This window comes from Bacteroides sp. AF20-13LB, from assembly GCF_003603065.1.
GTDB classification, from domain to species: Bacteria; Bacteroidota; Bacteroidia; order Bacteroidales; family Bacteroidaceae; genus Bacteroides; species Bacteroides uniformis.
This window is the reverse complement of the sequence record NZ_QTMH01000011.1, coordinates 40,719-59,940: the sequence shown is the minus strand read 5'-3', so window position 1 is coordinate 59,940 and position 19,222 is coordinate 40,719. Positions and strand designations below refer to the sequence as shown.

Here is a 19,222-nt window from a genome sequence, read left to right as displayed (position 1 = left end):
TAACATTAGATTTAAGATATGAAAAAGCAAATTCTATTATTATGTCTTGCGCTGATAAGCCTTTGCGGTTATGCGCAGCAGATAACGGTTAAGGGTGTGGTGACTTCGGCCACCGACCAGCAGCCGTTGATTGGAACTACAGTTCAAGTGAAAGGTACCGGTACGGGTACAATTACCGGTATCGACGGTGATTATACATTACCCAATGTAGACAAGAATGCAGTGTTGGTATTCTCTTCTATTGGTTTTGAGTCTCAGGAAATAGCTGTAGGTGGACGTACTACGATTAACGTGGTACTGAAGGAGGCTGCGGAATTACTGGATGAAGTGGTGGTTATCGGTTATGGTGCTGTGAAAAAGAGCGATTTGACCAGTTCTATTGCTACAGTAAAAGGCGATGAAATCACTGAAACCGTGACCGGTAATGCTATGGATGCTTTGCAGGGTAAGGTAAATGGTGTACAAGTCACCAGTGGTGGTGGCCCTGGAGCTACTCCGAAGGTGCTGATTCGTGGTGTAACTACCGTAAACGGTACGAATCCGTTGTATGTAGTGGATGGTATGCCGGTAGGTGACAATATCAACTTTCTGAATAGTAACGATATTGCTTCCATGGAAGTATTGAAAGATGCTTCGGCTGCCGCTATCTATGGTACACGTGCATCAAACGGTGTCATCCTGATTACTACAAAGAAAGGTAAGACTGGTAAAGCCCGCATCAATTGGAATTCTTCTGTTGGTTTCCAGACCGTGGCCAAACCTAATATTGCCGGTGCGGCTGAATATAAAGAAGTGTTCAATACTCGTTATACGAATGATGGCCTTTCTTCTATCTGGAACGATACGGGTGCTACGACCAATCCCGGTGGTACAGACTGGTGGGATACTGTAGTCAATAAAACAGCTTTGGTGCAGAACCATTCACTTAGTGTTGCCGGTGGCTCAGAACAGTTTGTTTATAACTTTAGCGTGGGCTATTATCGTAACAACTCACAGTTTGATGTAGGTTATTGGGATAAGATAAATATCCGTCTGAATACTGAATATACATTTAATAAGTATGTAAAATTGGGAGTTGATATTGCTCCACGTGTCGAATCATGGGATGATACCCCAAACCAGTTCTCGGCAGCCATGGCTATGGACCCGACAACTCCGGTATTCCGTCCGCAGGACCAATGGGAGGATAATGAGTACAACAACTATCAACGCTCTTACAACAACCAGGAGTGGAATCCCGCCGGTTCAATTGCCCGTAGCAATGCTCATTCTCGCGAGTTGGGTGCCATTCTGAATACCTATCTGCAGGTAAACCCGATAGAAAAGCTGACGTTGCGCACCCAGTTCGGTGCCAATGCACACTATCGCCGTTCTGATTCATTCGTTCCGAAGTTCAATATGGATCCGTTGGAGAAACAAGACTTGAACGAAATCCCCCGCCGCAATCAGGAGTGGTTTGACTGGAACTGGACGAATACAGCCACTTACATGGACACTTTCGCTGAAAAGCACAACTTGAATGTAATGGCTGGCTTTACTGCCGAACGTTTTGCATGGTACAATACTCAGGCACGGCGTGATAATGTTCCCAATAATCTGGACCAGATGCAGGAAGTGAATGCCGGACAGCAGGGTACGGACGAGGCCAACGGTGAAACCACTTACAATACACTGGTTTCTTTCCTGGGCCGTGTCATGTACAACTACGATAACCGTTACTACATTTCGGCATCTCTCCGTGCCGACGGTTCCTCCCGTTTCCCGAAGGGCAGCAAGTATGCCCTCTTCCCGTCTGTTTCCGCTTCCTGGCGTGTCATCAGTGAGGCATTTATGCAGGACCAGGACATCTTCAGTGACCTGAAGTTTCGTGGAGGCTGGGGCCGTGTAGGTAATCAGAATATCAACAATAATGCTACCCTTACTTTGTTGAGCGAAACCCAATACTATTATGGCAATACGTTGGCAAATGGTTACTTCGTGTCTACAGTAGGTAACAACCAGTTGAAGTGGGAGACTGTGGAAGATTGGAACGTAGGCGTGGATATGTCATTCCTTGATTCACGTTTGGGTGTAACATTCGAATATTTCCAGAAAAAGTCCATTGACATGCTCTACCAGAAACAGAACATCCTCTCTTTGGGATATGATAACTGGAACAGCCAGATTTGGATGAACATCGGTAGTATGCAGGCCCGCGGTTGGGAAGTGGGACTTACCTGGCGCGATGAAATCGGCAAGGATTTCTCTTACGATCTTGGTCTGAACCTTTCTGCCGTGCGCAACAAGGCCATCAAGTTCTCGGGCGACGGTCCTATCAATGTCGGTGGATTCAATAGCGACCAGATTATCCGTAACGAAGATGGTGGTTTTATCTCCCGTTTCTACGGTTACGTGGCCGATGGCTTGTTCCAGAATTGGGAAGAGGTGTATGCGCACACTGACGAACACGGAACACTGATTCAGCCCAATGCAAAACCGGGAGACATCCGCTTCAAGGACCGGGACCATAACGGAGTGCTCGATGCCAATGACAAAGATTATATCGGTAATCCTTATCCTGATTTAATGATGGGTCTGAATATTGGTATGCGTTATAAGAACATTGATTTTGCAGCCAATTTCTATGGTACGTTCGGTAATGATATTTACAATGTCACCAAAGGACGGTACTCCGGTTCAGGCGGACAGAATGTTTGGGCAGGTACACTGGAGAAAGCATGGCATGGAGAGGGTACCGGCAATGATATTCCCCGTTTGTCGAGCAATGACTTGAACCTGAACTATAACCGTGTTTCCAGTTTCTATGTGGAAGATGGTTCCTACTTGCGTTGCAAGCTGTTACAGATAGGCTATACGCTTCCTAAGAAATGGGTTGGAGGTGCTGACTTGCGTCTTTCCTTCTCTGCACAGAATCCGTTTACCATTACCGGTTATTCGGGAATGGACCCCGAACGCCCGATGGTTGACGGTACTACCGACAGCTCTGGCAGTGCCATCAATACCGGTATTGACAACGTGGCTTATCCTAATCCGAGAACATTCTTGTTTGGCATTGACTTCAAATTTTAATTCTTGATTATCCATGAAACGAATATTTACAATAGTAGTTCTGATTGCTTCGCTGGTGTTTACCTCTTGCGAGGACTTCCTGACCGAAGACGTACGCGGGCAATTGAACGTGGACACTTATTATAAGTCCATAGAAGAGTGTGAATCCGCAGTCACGAGCTGTTATCAGGCCATGACATATGGAGGATGGTGGCAAATCAACACCGTGTGGTTACTTTCCGAAATGTGTGGAGATGATGCCTGGATGGGGAATACCTCTCAGTCTCAGAGTGATTATATCTCATTGGCACATTATCAGGGAAACGGTGCCAGCAATGGTCCTATCTCCAATTTTTGGCAGTACCGTTACAAAGGTATTTTACGTTGTAACATAGCCATAGATCGCATTGCGGCTCTCGAAACCCAAGAGACAGAAACCAGAGACCGTCTGGTGGCAGAAGCCCGTTTCCTGCGTGGCTACTATTACTTCGAACTGGTGAGAAATTTTGGCGGGGTGCCCTTGATGACCAGTTTCCAAATGCCGGAAGAAGTGGAGGGAACAGAACGTGCTACGGCAGAAGCCGTGTACAAATTCATAGAGGATGACCTGATGGCAGCTGCCGAAATACTGCCGCAACGCAGTACTGCGCAAGTAGGGCATGCTACCCGTGGCGCCGCTTTAGGATTATTGGGTAAAGTGTACCTCTATCAGGAGAAATGGCAGGCTGCCCATGATGTGTTGAAGACTGTGATAGATGAAGGCGAATACCAATTGCTTCCCGATTTCGGGCAGGTATGGAATGTCGACTATGACAACAGTGCGGAGAGCCTTCTGGAAATCCAGTATGAATATCATCCCACTTTGGGCTTAGGAGGGGCGCTTGCTACGGTAACCGGTGCCCGTAATGGTCCTGGTGATGGTTGGAGCTGGTGTCAGCCTACGGCAAATTTGGAGCAAGCTTATATTGAGGCCGGTGATACGGAACGTTTGAAATGGACAATAATCAAGTCGGGCTGTACAGAAATTGCCGGCGAAGACCAATTCGAAGATTTCATTGACGCAAGCAAAGCGTTGAATAAGTATCAGGAATATCTTGATAAATATGGTTGGGACCCCAATTGCTATATTATCAATCCCGCTGACCATAAGTCTGCGCGTATCATCCGCAAGTATTTCCTGCCGATGAAATATCGTGCTCAAGGCGATGCAACGGCTTACGCCACGGACAAGAGTCCTTTGAATCACCGTATTCTGCGTTATGCCGATGTCCTTTTAATGTATGCTGAGGCTTGCAATGAACTGGGTGATGACGCTTCTGCCCGTGATGCTCTCAATCAGGTGCGCAGACGTGCCAAGTTGGATGACGTTACGGCAAGTGGAAAGGCATTGCAAAGTGCCATTCGCCTGGAGCGCCGTTTGGAATTGGCTTTCGAGCAGAACCGTCTGTATGATATCCGCCGCTGGACTGATACAAATGGTAAAAAGGTGATTAGCAATATCCTGGGACCGAACGGTTCCTTTGTGAAGTGGAACACTGAAGAGGCTACCCGTGACGCTCTTGAGTGGGAAAATCAAGGTGAAGCAAGTGACAAAGGCATCACTTTCAATGAAAACCGCGACATGGTGTTCCCCATTCCTTTGTACGAAATCACGATGTCCAACGGTTCCATTACCCAGAACCCGGGTTGGAATTAAACACATTCTGATGAAAACAGATTGTTGCAGGAACTGATTATTCAATAGGTCTTTATATTCTGTCGCGGATAGTTTGCAATGGATTATCCGCGGCAGTTTTTTTAATCCGAAACAATATCATGAATTTGAGACACATTTTTATTCTTCCGGCACTGCTTGCTGCAATGGCTTGCAGCGACGATTCTCCCGTTACGCCGGATACTCCAGACACTCCTGAGGGTCCGGACATTACAAACAGCGTAGAGAAACTGGTGAGCATCGATGCCGGACAGACTTTCCAGACAATAGCCGGCTTTGGCGCTTCGGACTGTTGGTCGCCTGCCTTTGTGGGCAAGTCATGGACTTCGCACCGTGCGGGGATTACGGAACTGCTTTTTTCTTCAGAGATTGTGGGCGGCAAGCCGAAAGGAATCGGCCTTTCCCAATGGCGGGTGAATCTTGGTGGCGGCAGTGCCGCGCAAGGTGAAGCCAGCGGCATCGAGGATAAATCCCGTCGTGCGGAATCCTATCTTACGGATGACTTGACGTACGACTGGACCCGTTGCGAGGGACAACGTTACTTCATGGACCGTGCCAAGGAGCTGGGATGTAACAATTTCGTTCTTTTCAGCAATACACCTCCCGTGCAGTACACCTATAATGGAAAAGGATTTTCCGCCAGAGGGGGACTTTCCAATCTGAAACCGGAGCATTATGGTGACTTTGCAGGATATATGGCCGATGTAGCGGCCCGTTATACCGGTGAAGGCTATCACATAAGCCATATCTCGCCCGTCAACGAGCCGCAGTACAACTGGGACAGCGGTCAGGAGGGCAGTGGCTGGACCAATGACGAAGTGGCTGCACTGGCACGCGAGTTGGATATGTCGTTGGATGACCGGGGGCTTTCCACAGACATTCTCTTGGGCGAATCCGGTGATTGGGAGTATCTGTATAAAGTGAAAGGCGATGCCAACCGCAGTAATATATTCTCAGCTTTCTTTACACCCGGCTCTTCCGCCTACGTGGGTGACTTGGCACACGTGAAGAATCTCATTTGCGGACACAGCTATTGGACTGACGGCACATGGGACGGTATGCGCAACGTGCGCAAGCAAGTGGCCCAGGCTGCCGGTCAGTATAATCTGGATGTTTGGCAGAGTGAATGGAGTATGCTGGGCGATAATTACAGCAGTTCCGAATTCGTGGGCTACGAGCAGGCTTCTGAGATGGATATCGCTTTCTACATGTCGAAGGTCATCCACAATGACCTCACTGTGGCTGGGGTGTCTTCCTGGAGTTACTGGACATCGATGGATGTTTCCCGTTGGGGGCATAAGAACCGTTTTCTCTTGATTTCGCTGGTACCTGCCGGTGGCGAGTATGGTGATATAGAGCAGGAGGGAAGCTATCAGGCTACTGCCACTCTTTGGGTACTGGGCAATTACAGCCGCTTTATCCGTCCGGGATACCGCCGTATTGCCCTCGACTTGAACGAATCGCGTACTTTTTTCGGTTCCGCCTGGCTTTCTCCCGAGGGGGATAAGGTAGTGGCCGTCTATACAAACATGTCTGATAAGGCGGTTCGCTTAGGTGAAACGCATGTGGGATGGAGCAATGAAGCGAAGTCAATAGCTACTTATACAACTACCGGTAGCAAGAATCTGGTGGAAGGAACGGTGGCGGCAGGCAAGCAGGTGATTCTGGAAGCCAAGAGTGTGACAACCGTGGTGTATAGCCTGAAGTAAGGAATTAGTTTAACTTCAAAGAAAATCTATATGAAAATGTATTTTAAGAATAACAGGACTGCTCTTATCTTTTTGCTGGCAATGCTGGTCGTTGCTCCGATAAAGGCGCAGGTGGCATTTGGCGATGCCGCAAAATTCAATGACGGATGGCTGTTCCGGCTGACGGACGACTCGGCTATTGTCCGGACTGACTATGACGACAGCGAATGGCGGAAGCTTTCTTTGCCACACGATTGGTCCATAGAGGGGCAATTGTCGCCCACACTGGCCAGTTGCACCGGGTACCTGCCGGGTGGGATAGGCTGGTATCGCAAACACTTCAGGGTTGAAGACAACGCAACACGTCATTATATCTATTTCGAAGGGGTATATAACCGGAGCGAGGTTTACCTGAACGGGCATCTGCTTGGCAGGCGCCCCAACGGCTATGTATCGTTTCTTTACGACATGACCCCTTACCTGAAGGAAGGCGACAATGTGCTGGCTGTCCGTGTAGACCATAGCCGTTATGCCGATTCACGTTGGTATACGGGGTCGGGCATCTATCGCGATGTATGGCTGGTGGCTGCTCCCGATACACATATTGCGCAATGGGGTGTGGGCTGGCATGCCGCTTCGCTGACAGACAAGCAAGCCGTCGTTGCGGTCGATGTAGAGGTGGAGAAGCACAAGGCAACTTCCGACAAACTGGAACTGAAGGCTTCACTGTACGATACTGCCGGAAAGAAGGTGGCACAACGCCGTGTGCGTGTTGCCGATGGAAAAGAGGGCATTGCCAAGCAAAGTCTTGACTTGAAAGTGTCCAAACCCCATCGTTGGAATCTGGATAATCCGTATCTGTATACATTGAAAACCGAATTGCTTGCCAATGGCAAACGCATTGACGGCAGTGAGACCAAAGTGGGACTGCGTACGCTGGAATTTGATGCCAACAAAGGTTTTGCCCTCAACGGCAACTGGATGAAGGTAAAAGGTGTATGCCTGCATCATGATGCAGGAGTGCTGGGTGCAGTAGTGCCGCCGGAGGTATGGGAACGCCGCCTGAATAACTTGAAAGGGATTGGCGTAAATGCCATCCGCATGAGCCATAACCCACAAGCCCCCGTTCTTTATGAACTGTGTGACCGCCTGGGATTTCTTGTAATGGATGAAGTCTCTGACGAATGGGAGTTTCCGAAACGCAAATGGGTACAAGGCTGGAATGTGGGTACTCCGAGTTATGACGGTACTTTCGACTTCTTCGAGGAGTGGATAGAACGGGACGTAACCGATATGGTACGTCGTGACCGCAATCATACCTGTATTTTCTTGTGGAGTATCGGCAATGAAGTGGATTATCCGAACGACCCTTATTCGCATCCCGTTCTTGATGGAGCTAAAATCAACCAGCCTATGTTCGGGGGCTATAAGCCGGATGCTCCCGATGCCATGCGCATCGGAACCATAGCAAAGCGTCTGGCTGCCTGTGTACGTGCCGTGGACACTTCCCGTCCCGTGACCGGAGCTTTGGCGGGTGTCGTGATGTCGAACGAGACGGAGTATCCCGATGCTGTGGATGTGGTGGGGTATAACTATACGGAAAACCGCTACGACCAAGACCATGCCACTTATCCGGACCGCATTATCTATGGAAGCGAGACGGGTTCGGGGCTTGATGCCTGGTATGCCGTCCGCGACAAGGATTTCATCTTCGGGCAGTTCATCTGGACCGGTACGGATTATCTGGGTGAATCGGGCAGATGGCCGTCCCGCGGTTTGTACACGGGTTTGCTCGATTTCGGAAGTTTCCCCAAGCCACGCGGACATTTCCGGGCTTCGTTGTGGTGCGAGAATCCGGTCACGTATGCAGGAACATATCCGGTATATGCCCATCCCAAGCATCCCGAGCATGTATTCCTTTCGCCTGATGCATGGGACATCTGGAACTATGACGAGGGGCAGAACATACGTGTGGTGTGTTATACCAATGCTCCGCAGGCGCGTTTGCTGCTCAACGGCAGGGTGGTAGGCGAGATGAAACCTTATGATGAAAAGACCGGCATCATCTACTGGGATATTCCTTTCCGGGCTGGTGAGCTTCGTACTGAGGGCTGCGATAAGGAAGGAAATGCCTTGTCGAGCTATTCCATCCGGACATCCGGACGTCCTTATGCCATCCGTGCCACGGCGGATCGCACTATTTTGTCCGGCGACCGCGCCACTGCGCACATCACCGTAGAGGTGGTTGACGAAGAAGGTACTGTTGTGAAACTTGGCGACAATGAAATTACGTGTACAGTTGAAGGAGCGGCGCGTCTGCTTGGGCTCGAAGGCTCTGACAACAGTGACATGAGTGATTATACCGATAACCGTCACCGCGTATACCACGGGCGTTTGCTGGCCTATATACAGACTACCGGAGGAGAGGGACCGGTTAAAGTAAAGTTTGCTTCCCCCCTTCTGAAAGGAACTGAAGTAAAGTTTGAAGTAGGGCAGTAGTACACTACTATGGACTTATGTTTGTGCCATCGTATTGGCACAGTCGTGCCAGTACGATGGCAAGGCTGTGCCAGTATGGTGGCACAACTTTGCCAATGCGATGGCACGGGTTGTGCATTTCTTACAGAATGTATTGCACTTCCTTGAACAGATATTCCCGTTCACTTCCTCCTTCATCCTCCAGCACGAACCGTCCGTCTTGCTCTACACGCAGCAACCGGGCAAGGAACTTGCCGTTGGCATCTTCATAAGGGTGCAATCCCCGGCGACGGAAAAGGGAGCGGGCATACCGTGTGGATATCTCGTCGGAGTAGACGGCGAAGTCCTCCATTTGGAGGCTGTTGTAGTAGATTTGTACACGTCTTAGGATATGGGCAAGGATTTCATAACGGTCGTGCTCCTTTCCGGTGATTTGTTTCAGTGAGACGGGGTTGGGAGCATCACTGTTGAAGACTTCCTGGTTGATGTTGATACCGATTCCGGCAATGCTGCGCCTGATATGATGTCCGGAAAGGTCGTTCTCTATCAGTATGCCGCAGATTTTCTTGTCTTTCCAATAAATGTCGTTCGGCCATTTGATGGTGATTTCATCAGACCATCTGCTCAGCTCTTCCTTAATGGCGAGGGAAACGATTTGTGAAAGGATGAACTGCCGGCGGGCTTCCAGAAAAGAAGGGTAGAGTACAAAGCTGAAAAGCAGGTTCTTGCCTTCTTCAGCTTCCCAGGTGTTGCCGCGCTGGCCTTTACCGGCAGTTTGGAACTCGGCAGTCACGGTTGTTAGTTCGGCAACGGATTCTTGCAACTGGTTGCAAAGCTGGCTGAGGTATTGGTTGGTCGATGCCGTCTCGTCCAATGCCACCAGCGGGAACGGGAATGTGTCAGGGCAGGGCTTCATATTCGGTACGCATTTTTTTGGTGAACTTCTTCAATACTTCTTCCACGGAGTGGTCTATCAGTTGCTTCAACAGTTTGTCGTCGACGTCACCGTCAAGGAACACCTGGTTCCAGTACTTTTTGTTGAAGTGATAGGCACCTTCGATGGCAACATAGTGCTCCCGCAGTTCGAGTGCATATTCGGGGTCGCATTTCAGACAAATCTTGTTGGCGCTTTCCAGGTCGATAAGTGCAAACATTTTATTCATGACTTTCATCACGAGCGAGTATTCGTCAAACGGAAAGCATTCCGTGACGGCTTTTTTGCTGAGGCAATATTCGCGGGCGGTTTCGATGTCCATGATGGTATTTACGGTTTTACGGTTTACAATTTACGATTGAAATAACTCTTGCTTGTCAATTTTCAACTCTCAGAACATCGGCGGATAGAAGGCTTCTTTGAGATGCTCTATCCTGAATGCACCCGGTTCGCCTACAGCCGTTATGATGTCGAAGCGGACGGGTGCATCCAAGCAGAAGTGCTTGATATAGGCATCGGCCGCTACGACAATACGTCGTATTTTCTGCCAGTTCACGGCATCCTGCGGCTCAATGTAATCCGTATTGCTACGGGTTTTCACTTCCACAATAATCAGTTCCTTATCTTTGTCGGCTACAATATCCAGCTCAAGGTGATTCTTCCGCCAGTTACGGTCACGTATGGTGTAACCGTTCTGTTCCAAGTATTTGGCAGCGGCGTCTTCACCGGCTTTTCCAAGAATATTGTGTGCACTCATTATTCTGCGTGTCTGGCAGGCATCAGCATACCGTCGTGTCCAGGACGGAAGATAGCGGGCAACTTATAAGTTTTACCATCCAATGTATTGACCACTGCACTGCGCGTTTGGGGGGCTGGATTTGTACCGGTAATCAGTTCAATGGCCTTGGCATACAGAGGTTCTTCATTGTTTCCATAATCTTTATGAATATAGAATACACCTTGTTCGTTATAAGGATTGGTTTCATCCATCAATATATCGGGTTCAAATCCTTTTTCATACTCCCCGAATCCTTTGGCGTTATAGCTTTGGAAGGTGATAGGAACAACACGATATGTGTTATTCCGGACAGTGTACTCCTCATATTCCATACCTACGTTCTTACCAGTGGTCTTTTCACCTATAAGTATTACGTCCAAATCTATTCCTTCTAAGGAATTAATGACGAGTTCACTGGCAGAGGCCGTTCCATTTCCGACAAGGCAGTAGACGCGGGGAAGGTTGAGGCTTCCGGCTGATAAGGAAGTACCCAAGTTGGGATAACTGGAGTATGCAAATAATTCATCTTCCCGTTTGTTATTGAGTTTTGCCATTCTTTCATCATTGTATCGTAAACTGCTGAATACTTTACCTTGAGAGGCAGTACCGGCAATACAAGTTGCTATCAGATTAGCCGACATGGTATGCCCACCACCATTGTACCGCAAGTCCAGAATCAAATCTGTGACGTTCTTGTTTTTAAAATCTTTGAAAACATTGAATAATTCTTGGTCAAAGCCTGCCTCGAACCCAGAATAAACGAGGTAACCGATTCTATGTCCTTCTATATCTTCCTTGACATTACTGAAGATGACGGGGTTGTTGTATGTGGCTTTGGAAGTTATGGTGTATTCCTTTTGCCCGGTAATGGTGCCTCCTTCTACGACATCTTCTGTCAAAGTATAGTTGATAGTTGCATCTGGTGACAATATGTCGTAATAGAAGTTATTAATATTGTTATTATTTATCTTCTTTCCATTTATCAGGCTTATCATTGCTCCTCGTTTGAGTCCAGCTTCGGAGGCCGGTGAATCGGGATATACACCTTGGAGGCAGAAATAAATGGTATTTTCTGCTTGTGTGCCAATGCTTATGGGGGTTATACCGGTGATACCGAAACTATATGCCAGTTCCTTGTTTACAATTTTGGTGGTACGGGTTGAACTAATATTGGGCAATAGCTGGATATAAGAGAAAAGATTATAATATGTCTTGCCGTCGCTACCGACATATGTTTTTTTATCCAATGTATTGGTAGTCATACTTCCCAATGCATCATAGAAGAAGTCTTCATAGCCTTTGTTATGGTCAAGATTCAACGTTTTGTATTCATCGTTCCAGAGATACATTTCCCTCAGATATTCATCAACTTTTGCGTTAATCTCCATATCTTCAGTGGTTTGGGGAACACTGGTCCCCTTTTGTGTAACTTCAAAACTTGCAGGAGAATAGCCGTCTATATTAATGGAAATTCTGGCTGTCCGGTCGGTGGTGGAACTTGTACTTACAGATAATTTCAAGGTGCTTTGTCCTTTTGTACCCGAGGTCGTATTCAGTTTGCACCAATCCGCTCCTGAGGTGACGGAAGCTACCCATTTGGCTGCAGCATTGAAGCTTACAGACAACTCATTATCCTGGCTGATCTCCAGGGATTTTCCCTCTGTCCAACTCTGATTGGTTATGCCGGTATTAAGTTTATTATCGTCATCGTCACTACATGAGATAAAACTTATACTGAACAATGTGAGTAGAAAGAAACTAAGATAATTTACATGTTTCATACCTTTTAAATTTAGAACTCTCCAAAAATACGTTTTTAATTACTAAATTAAAATGTTTTTAAGAAATACTTTAAGTTTACCGGTCAAAAAAATATTTCAGTGCTATTTAAGTGTTTCCGATATAAAAATTACGTAGGTTCGTTTTGTTTTTACAGAAGTAAAAGTAATTTTGCAGGAAATATGAGAAAGAGAGATAAAACGTGTGCGAAAGCAACGCCCGAAGAACCGAAACGCGAGCAGCGCATGGTATGCCTGATGAGCGAGGAAGAGCAGCGGATTGTGGACCGTTATCTGGAGAAATACAAGATAACGAACAAGTCGCGTTGGCTGCGGGAGACTATTCTCATGTTTATCCATAAGAATATGGAAGAGGATTATCCTACTTTGTTCGGTGAGCACGACATGAGGAGGTGAAAATTAAAAATTAAAGGGGGTGGCGTTGGACGATAGCTATTATATGAAGCAGGCGCTTTTGGAAGCCCATAAGGCCGGTGAACGGGGAGAAGTTCCCGTAGGTGCAGTTGTGGTGTGCAAGGACCGTATCATAGCTCGTGCCCATAATCTGACGGAGACTTTGACGGATGTCACCGCCCATGCCGAGATGCAAGCCATTACCGCTGCCGCTGCAACTCTTGGCGGCAAATATCTGAATGAATGTACTCTCTATGTCACAGTGGAACCCTGCGTGATGTGTGCCGGTGCCATTGCCTGGGCACAGATGGGGCGTCTGGTGTTTGGCGCCGAAGATGAGAAAAGAGGGTATCAGCGCTATGCCTCGCAGGCATTGCATCCCAAAACACAAGTAGTAAAAGGAATTCTGGCAGATGAATGTGCCGCCCTGATGAAAGAGTTCTTTGCCGCCAAGCGCAAATAATCTCTAATCCTTTATCCCTAATCCCTACTCCTTGATTTCTTCAAAATCCACATACTCTCCCTCGTCTTTGGAGAACAGTTTCTTGTGGCGGGGACGTATTTCACCTTCTTCAGTTTGTGCCTCCTCAGACGATTGTCTATTATCATTGTAGGAATACCCTCCCGGCTGGTAATTACCATTTCCTTTTTGGTAGGGACCGGAGTTGGAGGAAGTACGGCGTCCGCCCAATCCGAATATGTTCCGGATGACAGTACCGATAATGCTGAGGCCAATGAGCAGAATGGCAATTATGATGATGAATAAAAATCCTAAAATATGAAACATGGGCTAATGTCTTTTTATGTGTTCGTTTTCTGCGAACTTCAATACAACAACCGTGCCAAAGATTTGTTTATTTACTTTTCCTTGTAATAAGCGAAAGCAGTATATACCAGACGATGATTGCAGAAAAGCTGCAGATTCCCAAGAAGATGAGGAACGGAATGCAGACAAGCAGGAAAATGAAGCTTGTTTTATTGTCTTTCCATGACAGATTCTTGAATTTGAGTGAGAACATTGGAATCTCCGATACAAGCAGCCATGAGAAAAGGCAGACCAGCAGCAACAGATAAACCGGATGGAAATTGCTGCTCACCAGCCAGTCGTGAGCGCCCGTCACCAATGAAGCCCAGAACAAGGCGTTTGCCGGGACGGGAAGTCCTACGAAAGAGCTCGTCTGGCGGGTATCGTTGTTGAACTTGGCAAGCCGCAGTGCAGAGAATACGGACAAAAGAAATGCGAGATAGGGGAAAACGCCGGCCAAGCTTTCCATTGCGCCCGAATAGTCCATTTCCTTGAACAAGGAAAATACAATCAGGGAAGGGGCCACTCCGAAACTGACATCATCTGCCAGAGAATCCAAATCCTTGCCGATAATGGAGTGTGCGTCCAGTGCACGTGCCATCATGCCATCGAAGAAATCGAATACGGCACTGAAGATAATGAAAGCGAGTGCCCATTCATATCTGGCTTCGAATGCCATGACACAAGCAATACACCCGGAGAATAGGTTCAGGCAGGTCAGAGTATTTGGAATATGGCGGGTAATGCAGTTTGCCATTGTTGTTCTTTTATTATTTAAGTTTGGCTATCACAGTCTGATTGCCGGTAGTCAGTTGTCCTAGTTTAACGAATACTTCGGTGCCCAACGGTAGAAAGACATCCACGCGGGAGCCGAATTTGATGAAACCCATATGTTCGTCAATATAGCATTCCTCGCCCGGTTCGGCATAGGTCACGATGCGGCGCGCCATGGCTCCGGCTATCTGTCGTGCCATAATCTCCACGCCTTCCGGAGTTTCTATTACTACGGTGGAACGCTCGTTGTCGGTGCTGGCTTTGGGCAGCCACGCTTTCATGAACTTTCCGTTTTGGTGCCATACCTTCTTTACCGTGCCGTCTACCGGATACCAGTTGGCGTGTACATTGACCAGACTCATGAATATAGATACCATGATACGGCGGTCGTGGAAGTATTCGTTTTCCTCCACTTCTTCCACCACTACGATTTTACCGTCGGCAGGAGCTACCACGACTTTCTCCGTTTCTTGTCCGAACAAACGGATGGGGCAGCGGAAGAAGTTCACGAGTATGCCATATACTATGAGGCTGATGACCGCTACTACGTAAAAAGGAACTTTGCATTCCAATCCGAAGTAAAGGGCAGTGTTGACAGCCAGAATCAGAACCAGGCTGCCTGCCAATGTATGTGTTCCTTCACGGTGTATGCGTATCTTTTTTAATCTTTTTAATCGACCCATGTATATCGTATTTGCTAATTTAGATAGAAATTATCTGCAAAAATAGGCTTATTTTGAAAATCTAACAAGGATTTGGAGAGAGAAATGTGCATGTTGATAACTTTTTGGGAAATATTTTTGTTAGCTGTGATAGAGGTTGTAATTTTAGGCTCTCAATAGAAAGGATATATATGCAAGATTTTGTTCATTTACATGTCCATACCCAATACTCTCTTCTGGATGGTCAGGCAAGTGTCAGCAGGCTGGTTGACAAGGCCATGAAGGATGGTATGAAAGGCATTGCCGTGACCGACCATGGAAATATGTTCGGTATCAAGGAGTTCACCAACTATGTCAACAAGAAGAACAGCGGGCCAAAGGGGGAGATAAAGGACCTCAAGAAAAGGATTGCCGGTATTGAAAGCGGTGAGATAGAGTGTGAAGACAAGGAAGCGGAGATTGCCGATTGTCGTGCCAAGATGGCAGAAGCGGAAAGCAAGCTGTTCAAGCCGATTGTAGGCTGTGAAATGTATGTGGCCCGCCGAACCATGGATAAGAAGGAGGGGAAGCCGGACCAGAGTGGCTATCACCTGATTGTGCTGGCAAAGAATGAGAAGGGGTATCACAATCTGATAAAACTTGTATCGCATGCCTGGACAAGGGGATACTATATGCGTCCGCGTACAGACCGCAGTGAACTGGAAAAGTACCATGAGGGGCTGATTGTCTGCTCGGCTTGTATCGGTGGCGAGGTTCCTAAGAAGATTATCAATGACCAGCTGGAAGAGGCAGAAGAAGCTGTACGCTGGTATAAGAATCTGTTTGGCGATGATTACTATCTGGAGCTTCAGCGCCATAAAGCCACTGTTCCCCGTGCCAACCACGAAGCCTATCCGCTTCAGCAGAAGGCGAATGCCAAGTTGCTGGAGCTTGCCCGGAAATATGACATTAAGGTTATCTGCTCCAATGACGTCCACTTTGTGGATGAAGAGAATGCAGAAGCGCACGACCGCCTGATTTGTCTGAGCACGGGTAAAGATCTGGATGACCCTACCCGAATGCTTTATACCAAGCAGGAATGGATGAAGACAAAGGCTGAGATGAACGCCTTGTTTGAGGATGTTCCCGAAGCCTTGTCCAATACCTTGGAGATTTTGGACAAGGTGGAATATTATTCCATCGACCACGCTCCTATTATGCCTACGTTTGCTATTCCGGAAGATTTCGGAACGGAAGAGGGCTATCGGCAGAAATATACCGAAAAGGACTTATTTGATGAGTTTACCCAGGATGAAAACGGCAAGGTGGTGCTGGATGAGGATGCCGCCAATGCCAAGATAAAGCGTCTGGGGGGCTACGACAAGCTGTACCGTATCAAGCTGGAAGCCGACTATCTGGCAAAATTGGCATTCGACGGTGCTAAAAAACTGTACGGTGATCCCTTGTCCGACGAGGTGAAGGAACGTCTGGTCTTTGAGCTGTACATCATGAAGACGATGGGTTTCCCGGGATACTTCTTGATTGTGCAGGACTTTATCAATGCCGCCCGCACACAGCTGGGCGTTTCGGTAGGACCGGGACGTGGTTCGGCTGCCGGCTCGGCGGTGGCCTATTGCTTGGGCATCACGAAAATAGACCCGATTCAATACGACCTTCTGTTCGAGCGTTTCTTGAATCCCGACCGTATCTCTTTGCCTGATATCGATGTGGACTTCGATGATGACGGGCGTGGAGAAGTGCTCCGCTGGGTGACGGAGAAGTACGGGCAAGAGAAGGTGGCGCACATCATTACATATGGCACGATGGCGACCAAGATGGCCATCAAGGACGTGGCGCGCGTGCAGAAACTGCCTTTGAGCGAATCGGACCGTCTGTGCAAGCTCGTGCCGGATAAGATTCCCGACAAGAAACTCAACCTGCCCAATGCCATTGCCTACGTGCCCGAATTGCAGGCTGCGGAGGCTTCGCCCGATCCCCTGGTGCGCGATACGATGAAATATGCCAAGATGCTGGAAGGTAATGTACGCGGTACGGGTGTGCATGCCTGCGGTACTATTATTTGCCGTGACGACATCACGGATTGGGTACCCGTCAGCACGGCGGATGATAAGGAGACGGGCGAGAAGATGCTCGTTACCCAATACGAAGGTTCCGTCATCGAAGATACGGGACTTATCAAGATGGACTTCCTCGGACTGAAAACCTTGTCCATCATTAAGGAAGCCGTTGCCAATGTACGTCTGCACCGCGGCTTGGAACTCGACATCGACAAGATATCCATTTCCGACCCTGCTACCTATAAACTCTATTGCGACGGCCGCACCATCGGTACGTTCCAGTTTGAATCGGCCGGTATGCAGAAATATCTGCGTGAGTTGCAACCGAGCACTTTCGAGGACTTGATTGCCATGAACGCCCTCTACCGTCCGGGACCTATGGATTATATCCCCGACTTCATCGACCGTAAGTGGGGACGCAAGCCCATCGAGTATGACATCCCCATCATGGAGAAGTATCTGAAGGATACCTACGGCATTACGGTCTACCAGGAGCAGGTCATGCTTCTGTCGCGTTTGCTGGCAGACTTCACCCGTGGTGAGTCCGATGCCTTACGTAAGGCGATGGGTAAGAAACTGCGTGACAAGCTGGACCACATGAAGCCGAAATTCATTTCGGGTGGACAAAAGAACGGCCACGACCCGAAAGTGCTTGAGAAAATCTGGGCCGACTGGGAAAAGTTTGCGTCCTATGCCTTCAACAAGTCACATGCCACTTGCTATTCGTGGGTGGCCTATCAGACGGCTTTCCTCAAGGCCAACTATCCGGCCGAATACATGGCGGCGGTCATGAGCCGAAGTTTGGCGAATATTACCGATATAACCAAACTGATGGACGAATGCAAGGCAATGGGCATCAATACATTGGGGCCGGATGTGAATGAAAGTAACCTGAAGTTCACCGTGAACAAGGAAGGCAATATCCGTTTTGGTCTTGGCGCGGTGAAAGGGGTAGGCGAGGGTGCTGTGCAGAGCATCATGGAGGAACGCGAGAAGAATGGTCCTTTCAAGGGTATATTTGATTTTGTGCAGCGTGTCAATCTGACAGCCTGCAACAAGAAGAATCTGGAATGTCTTGCTTTGGCGGGCGGGTTCGACAGCTTCCCGGAGCTGAAGCGAGAGCAGTATTTTGCCGTAAATTCCAAGAACGAGGTCTTCCTCGAAACCTTGGTGCGGTATGGTAACCGTTACCAGGCCGACCAGGCTGCGGCTGCAAACTCCTTGTTCGGCGGTGAGAATGTGGTGGATATCGCCACTCCGGAAATACCGGTAGCGGAACGTTGGAGCGACCTCGACCGTTTGAACCGGGAGCGCGATTTGGTAGGTATCTATCTGTCCGCACACCCGTTGGATGAGTATTCCGTAGTTCTGGAGCATGTTTGCAACACTCACATGGCAGAGCTGGAAGATAAGACGGCACTTGTGGGACGCGAAATAACAATGGGTGGCATCGTGACCGCCGTGCGTCGCGGTATCAGTAAAAATGGAAATCCTTACGGCATAGCCAAGATTGAAGACTATTCCGGTTCGGCAGAGCTTCCTTTCTTCGGAAATGATTGGGTGACCTATCAGGGGTATCTGGGTGAACGTACCTTCTTGTTCATCAAAGCCCGTTGCCAGCCCAAGCAATGGCGGCAGGATGAGTTGGAGCTGAAGATAACCTCCATGGAACTGTTGCCTGACGTCAAGGAGAAACTGATTGAGAAGATAACCATTCTCATTCCGCTGAGTGTGCTGAACAAGGCTTTGATAACTGAACTGGCAGAACTGACCAAGGAACGTCCGGGCAGTACGGAGCTTTATTTCAAAGTCAGAGATGAGGATAGCAAGATGACGGTCGATTTGATTTCCCGTCCCGTGAAGCTTTCCGTGGGGCGTGAACTGATTACTTATTTAAAAGAGCGTCCGGACCTTGAGTTCAGGATTAATTAGTTATCTTTGTTGGAAAACGAAGATAGGCTGCACCTCGGCATAAAAAATGAACAAGTTCATTTTGTTTTGCATTCGGTTTGCACTATCTTTGCTTCGAAAGCGAAGGTTGATAAAACGCAATTGACAGTAAATTAATAATTATAGTTGACATTTAATATTA

At 48.1% G+C, this 19,222-nt stretch carries 14 protein-coding genes; 7 read left to right on the top strand and 7 right to left on the bottom strand.

Translation table 11 applies throughout. The features are described from left to right. The first annotated feature begins 18 nt into the window (after positions 1 to 18). From DWX62_RS14525 to DWX62_RS14510, 4 genes are all read left to right on the top strand, one after another. A complete protein-coding gene (locus DWX62_RS14525) occupies positions 19 to 3,069 on the top strand; it encodes a TonB-dependent receptor (protein ID WP_120172964.1) in 3,051 nt (1,016 codons plus the stop codon). 13 nt (positions 3,070 to 3,082) lie between these two features. After that, positions 3,083 to 4,744: a RagB/SusD family nutrient uptake outer membrane protein gene (locus DWX62_RS14520; protein WP_005824219.1), complete on the top strand. Its 1,662-nt coding sequence runs from the start codon at positions 3,083 to 3,085 to the stop codon at positions 4,742 to 4,744. 119 nt (positions 4,745 to 4,863) lie between these two features. Beyond that, the gene (locus DWX62_RS14515; protein ID WP_005824217.1) at positions 4,864 to 6,471 is read left to right on the top strand and encodes a glycoside hydrolase; all 1,608 of its coding nucleotides are present in this window, start codon (positions 4,864 to 4,866) and stop codon (positions 6,469 to 6,471) included. A 36-nt stretch (positions 6,472 to 6,507) separates the two neighbouring features. Further along, on the top strand, positions 6,508 to 8,949 hold the full coding sequence (locus tag DWX62_RS14510; protein WP_034525340.1) for a sugar-binding domain-containing protein: 2,442 nt from the start codon (positions 6,508 to 6,510) through the stop codon (positions 8,947 to 8,949). Positions 8,950 to 9,070: 121 nt separating this feature from the next. Here the strand turns inward: DWX62_RS14510 and DWX62_RS14505 are convergent, their stop codons facing one another. From DWX62_RS14505 to DWX62_RS14490, 4 genes are all read right to left on the bottom strand, one after another. Then, positions 9,071 to 9,844 (bottom strand): biotin--[acetyl-CoA-carboxylase] ligase, encoded by a 774-nt coding sequence (locus DWX62_RS14505; RefSeq protein ID WP_005835105.1) that lies wholly within the window; start codon positions 9,842 to 9,844, stop codon positions 9,071 to 9,073. After that, on the bottom strand, positions 9,828 to 10,184 hold the full coding sequence (locus DWX62_RS14500; RefSeq protein WP_005824210.1) for an MmcQ/YjbR family DNA-binding protein: 357 nt from the start codon (positions 10,182 to 10,184) through the stop codon (positions 9,828 to 9,830). Before DWX62_RS14500 ends, DWX62_RS14505 begins: the two co-directional genes overlap by 17 nt. A gap of 69 nt (positions 10,185 to 10,253) precedes the next feature. Next, positions 10,254 to 10,619 carry a YraN family protein gene (locus tag DWX62_RS14495; RefSeq protein ID WP_005824208.1) on the bottom strand — a complete coding sequence of 122 codons (366 nt, stop codon included), beginning with the start codon at positions 10,617 to 10,619 and terminating at the stop codon, positions 10,254 to 10,256. After that, positions 10,619 to 12,421, bottom strand: coding sequence for a S41 family peptidase (locus DWX62_RS14490; RefSeq protein ID WP_008665734.1), 1,803 nt, complete (start codon positions 12,419 to 12,421; stop codon positions 10,619 to 10,621). The genes DWX62_RS14495 and DWX62_RS14490 overlap by 1 nt, the downstream gene beginning before the upstream one ends. A 180-nt stretch (positions 12,422 to 12,601) precedes the next feature. Between DWX62_RS14490 and DWX62_RS14485 the strand changes: the two genes are divergently transcribed. Together DWX62_RS14485 and DWX62_RS14480 are read left to right on the top strand one after the other, a co-directional pair. Then, positions 12,602 to 12,835, top strand: coding sequence for a hypothetical protein (locus tag DWX62_RS14485; RefSeq protein ID WP_005824205.1), 234 nt, complete (start codon positions 12,602 to 12,604; stop codon positions 12,833 to 12,835). A 25-nt stretch (positions 12,836 to 12,860) separates the two neighbouring features. Continuing rightward, the gene (locus DWX62_RS14480; protein ID WP_009037193.1) at positions 12,861 to 13,295 is read left to right on the top strand and encodes a nucleoside deaminase; all 435 of its coding nucleotides are present in this window, start codon (positions 12,861 to 12,863) and stop codon (positions 13,293 to 13,295) included. Between the two features lie 24 nt (positions 13,296 to 13,319). On the opposite strand, the gene DWX62_RS14475 is transcribed toward DWX62_RS14480, so the two are convergent. From DWX62_RS14475 to DWX62_RS14465, 3 genes are all read right to left on the bottom strand, one after another. Beyond that, positions 13,320 to 13,619 carry a DUF4834 family protein gene (locus tag DWX62_RS14475; protein WP_005824202.1) on the bottom strand — a complete coding sequence of 100 codons (300 nt, stop codon included), beginning with the start codon at positions 13,617 to 13,619 and terminating at the stop codon, positions 13,320 to 13,322. Between the two features lie 67 nt (positions 13,620 to 13,686). Next, positions 13,687 to 14,394, bottom strand: a complete 708-nt coding sequence (gene pssA, locus DWX62_RS14470; protein ID WP_005835110.1) for a CDP-diacylglycerol--serine O-phosphatidyltransferase — start codon at positions 14,392 to 14,394, stop codon at positions 13,687 to 13,689. Between the two features lie 13 nt (positions 14,395 to 14,407). Further along, positions 14,408 to 15,094, bottom strand: a complete 687-nt coding sequence (locus DWX62_RS14465; RefSeq protein ID WP_005835112.1) for a phosphatidylserine decarboxylase family protein — start codon at positions 15,092 to 15,094, stop codon at positions 14,408 to 14,410. Between the two features lie 170 nt (positions 15,095 to 15,264). Here DWX62_RS14465 and dnaE point away from each other — a divergent pair, with 170 nt between their 5' ends. Further along, positions 15,265 to 19,062 (top strand): DNA polymerase III subunit alpha, encoded by a 3,798-nt coding sequence (gene dnaE / locus DWX62_RS14460; protein WP_057089757.1) that lies wholly within the window; start codon positions 15,265 to 15,267, stop codon positions 19,060 to 19,062. Positions 19,063 to 19,222: the final 160 nt, after the last annotated feature.

Bases quoted from the DNA above. Each gene is read 5' to 3' on its own strand.
- pssA (WP_005835110.1), bottom strand. From the start codon at position 14,394: ATGGCAAACTGCATTACCCGCCATATTCCAAATACTCTGACCTGCCTG.
- DWX62_RS14490 (WP_008665734.1), bottom strand. From the start codon at position 12,421: ATGAAACATGTAAATTATCTTAGTTTCTTTCTACTCACATTGTTCAGT.
- DWX62_RS14500 (WP_005824210.1), bottom strand. From the start codon at position 10,184: ATGGACATCGAAACCGCCCGCGAATATTGCCTCAGCAAAAAAGCCGTC.
- DWX62_RS14520 (WP_005824219.1), top strand. From the start codon at position 3,083: ATGAAACGAATATTTACAATAGTAGTTCTGATTGCTTCGCTGGTGTTT.
- DWX62_RS14485 (WP_005824205.1), top strand. From the start codon at position 12,602: ATGAGAAAGAGAGATAAAACGTGTGCGAAAGCAACGCCCGAAGAACCG.
- DWX62_RS14510 (WP_034525340.1), top strand. From the start codon at position 6,508: ATGTATTTTAAGAATAACAGGACTGCTCTTATCTTTTTGCTGGCAATG.
- DWX62_RS14515 (WP_005824217.1), top strand. From the start codon at position 4,864: ATGAATTTGAGACACATTTTTATTCTTCCGGCACTGCTTGCTGCAATG.
- DWX62_RS14465 (WP_005835112.1), bottom strand. From the start codon at position 15,094: ATGGGTCGATTAAAAAGATTAAAAAAGATACGCATACACCGTGAAGGA.
- DWX62_RS14525 (WP_120172964.1), top strand. From the start codon at position 19: ATGAAAAAGCAAATTCTATTATTATGTCTTGCGCTGATAAGCCTTTGC.
- dnaE (WP_057089757.1), top strand. From the start codon at position 15,265: ATGCAAGATTTTGTTCATTTACATGTCCATACCCAATACTCTCTTCTG.
- DWX62_RS14505 (WP_005835105.1), bottom strand. From the start codon at position 9,844: ATGAAGCCCTGCCCTGACACATTCCCGTTCCCGCTGGTGGCATTGGAC.
- DWX62_RS14495 (WP_005824208.1), bottom strand. From the start codon at position 10,619: ATGAGTGCACACAATATTCTTGGAAAAGCCGGTGAAGACGCCGCTGCC.
- DWX62_RS14475 (WP_005824202.1), bottom strand. From the start codon at position 13,619: ATGTTTCATATTTTAGGATTTTTATTCATCATCATAATTGCCATTCTG.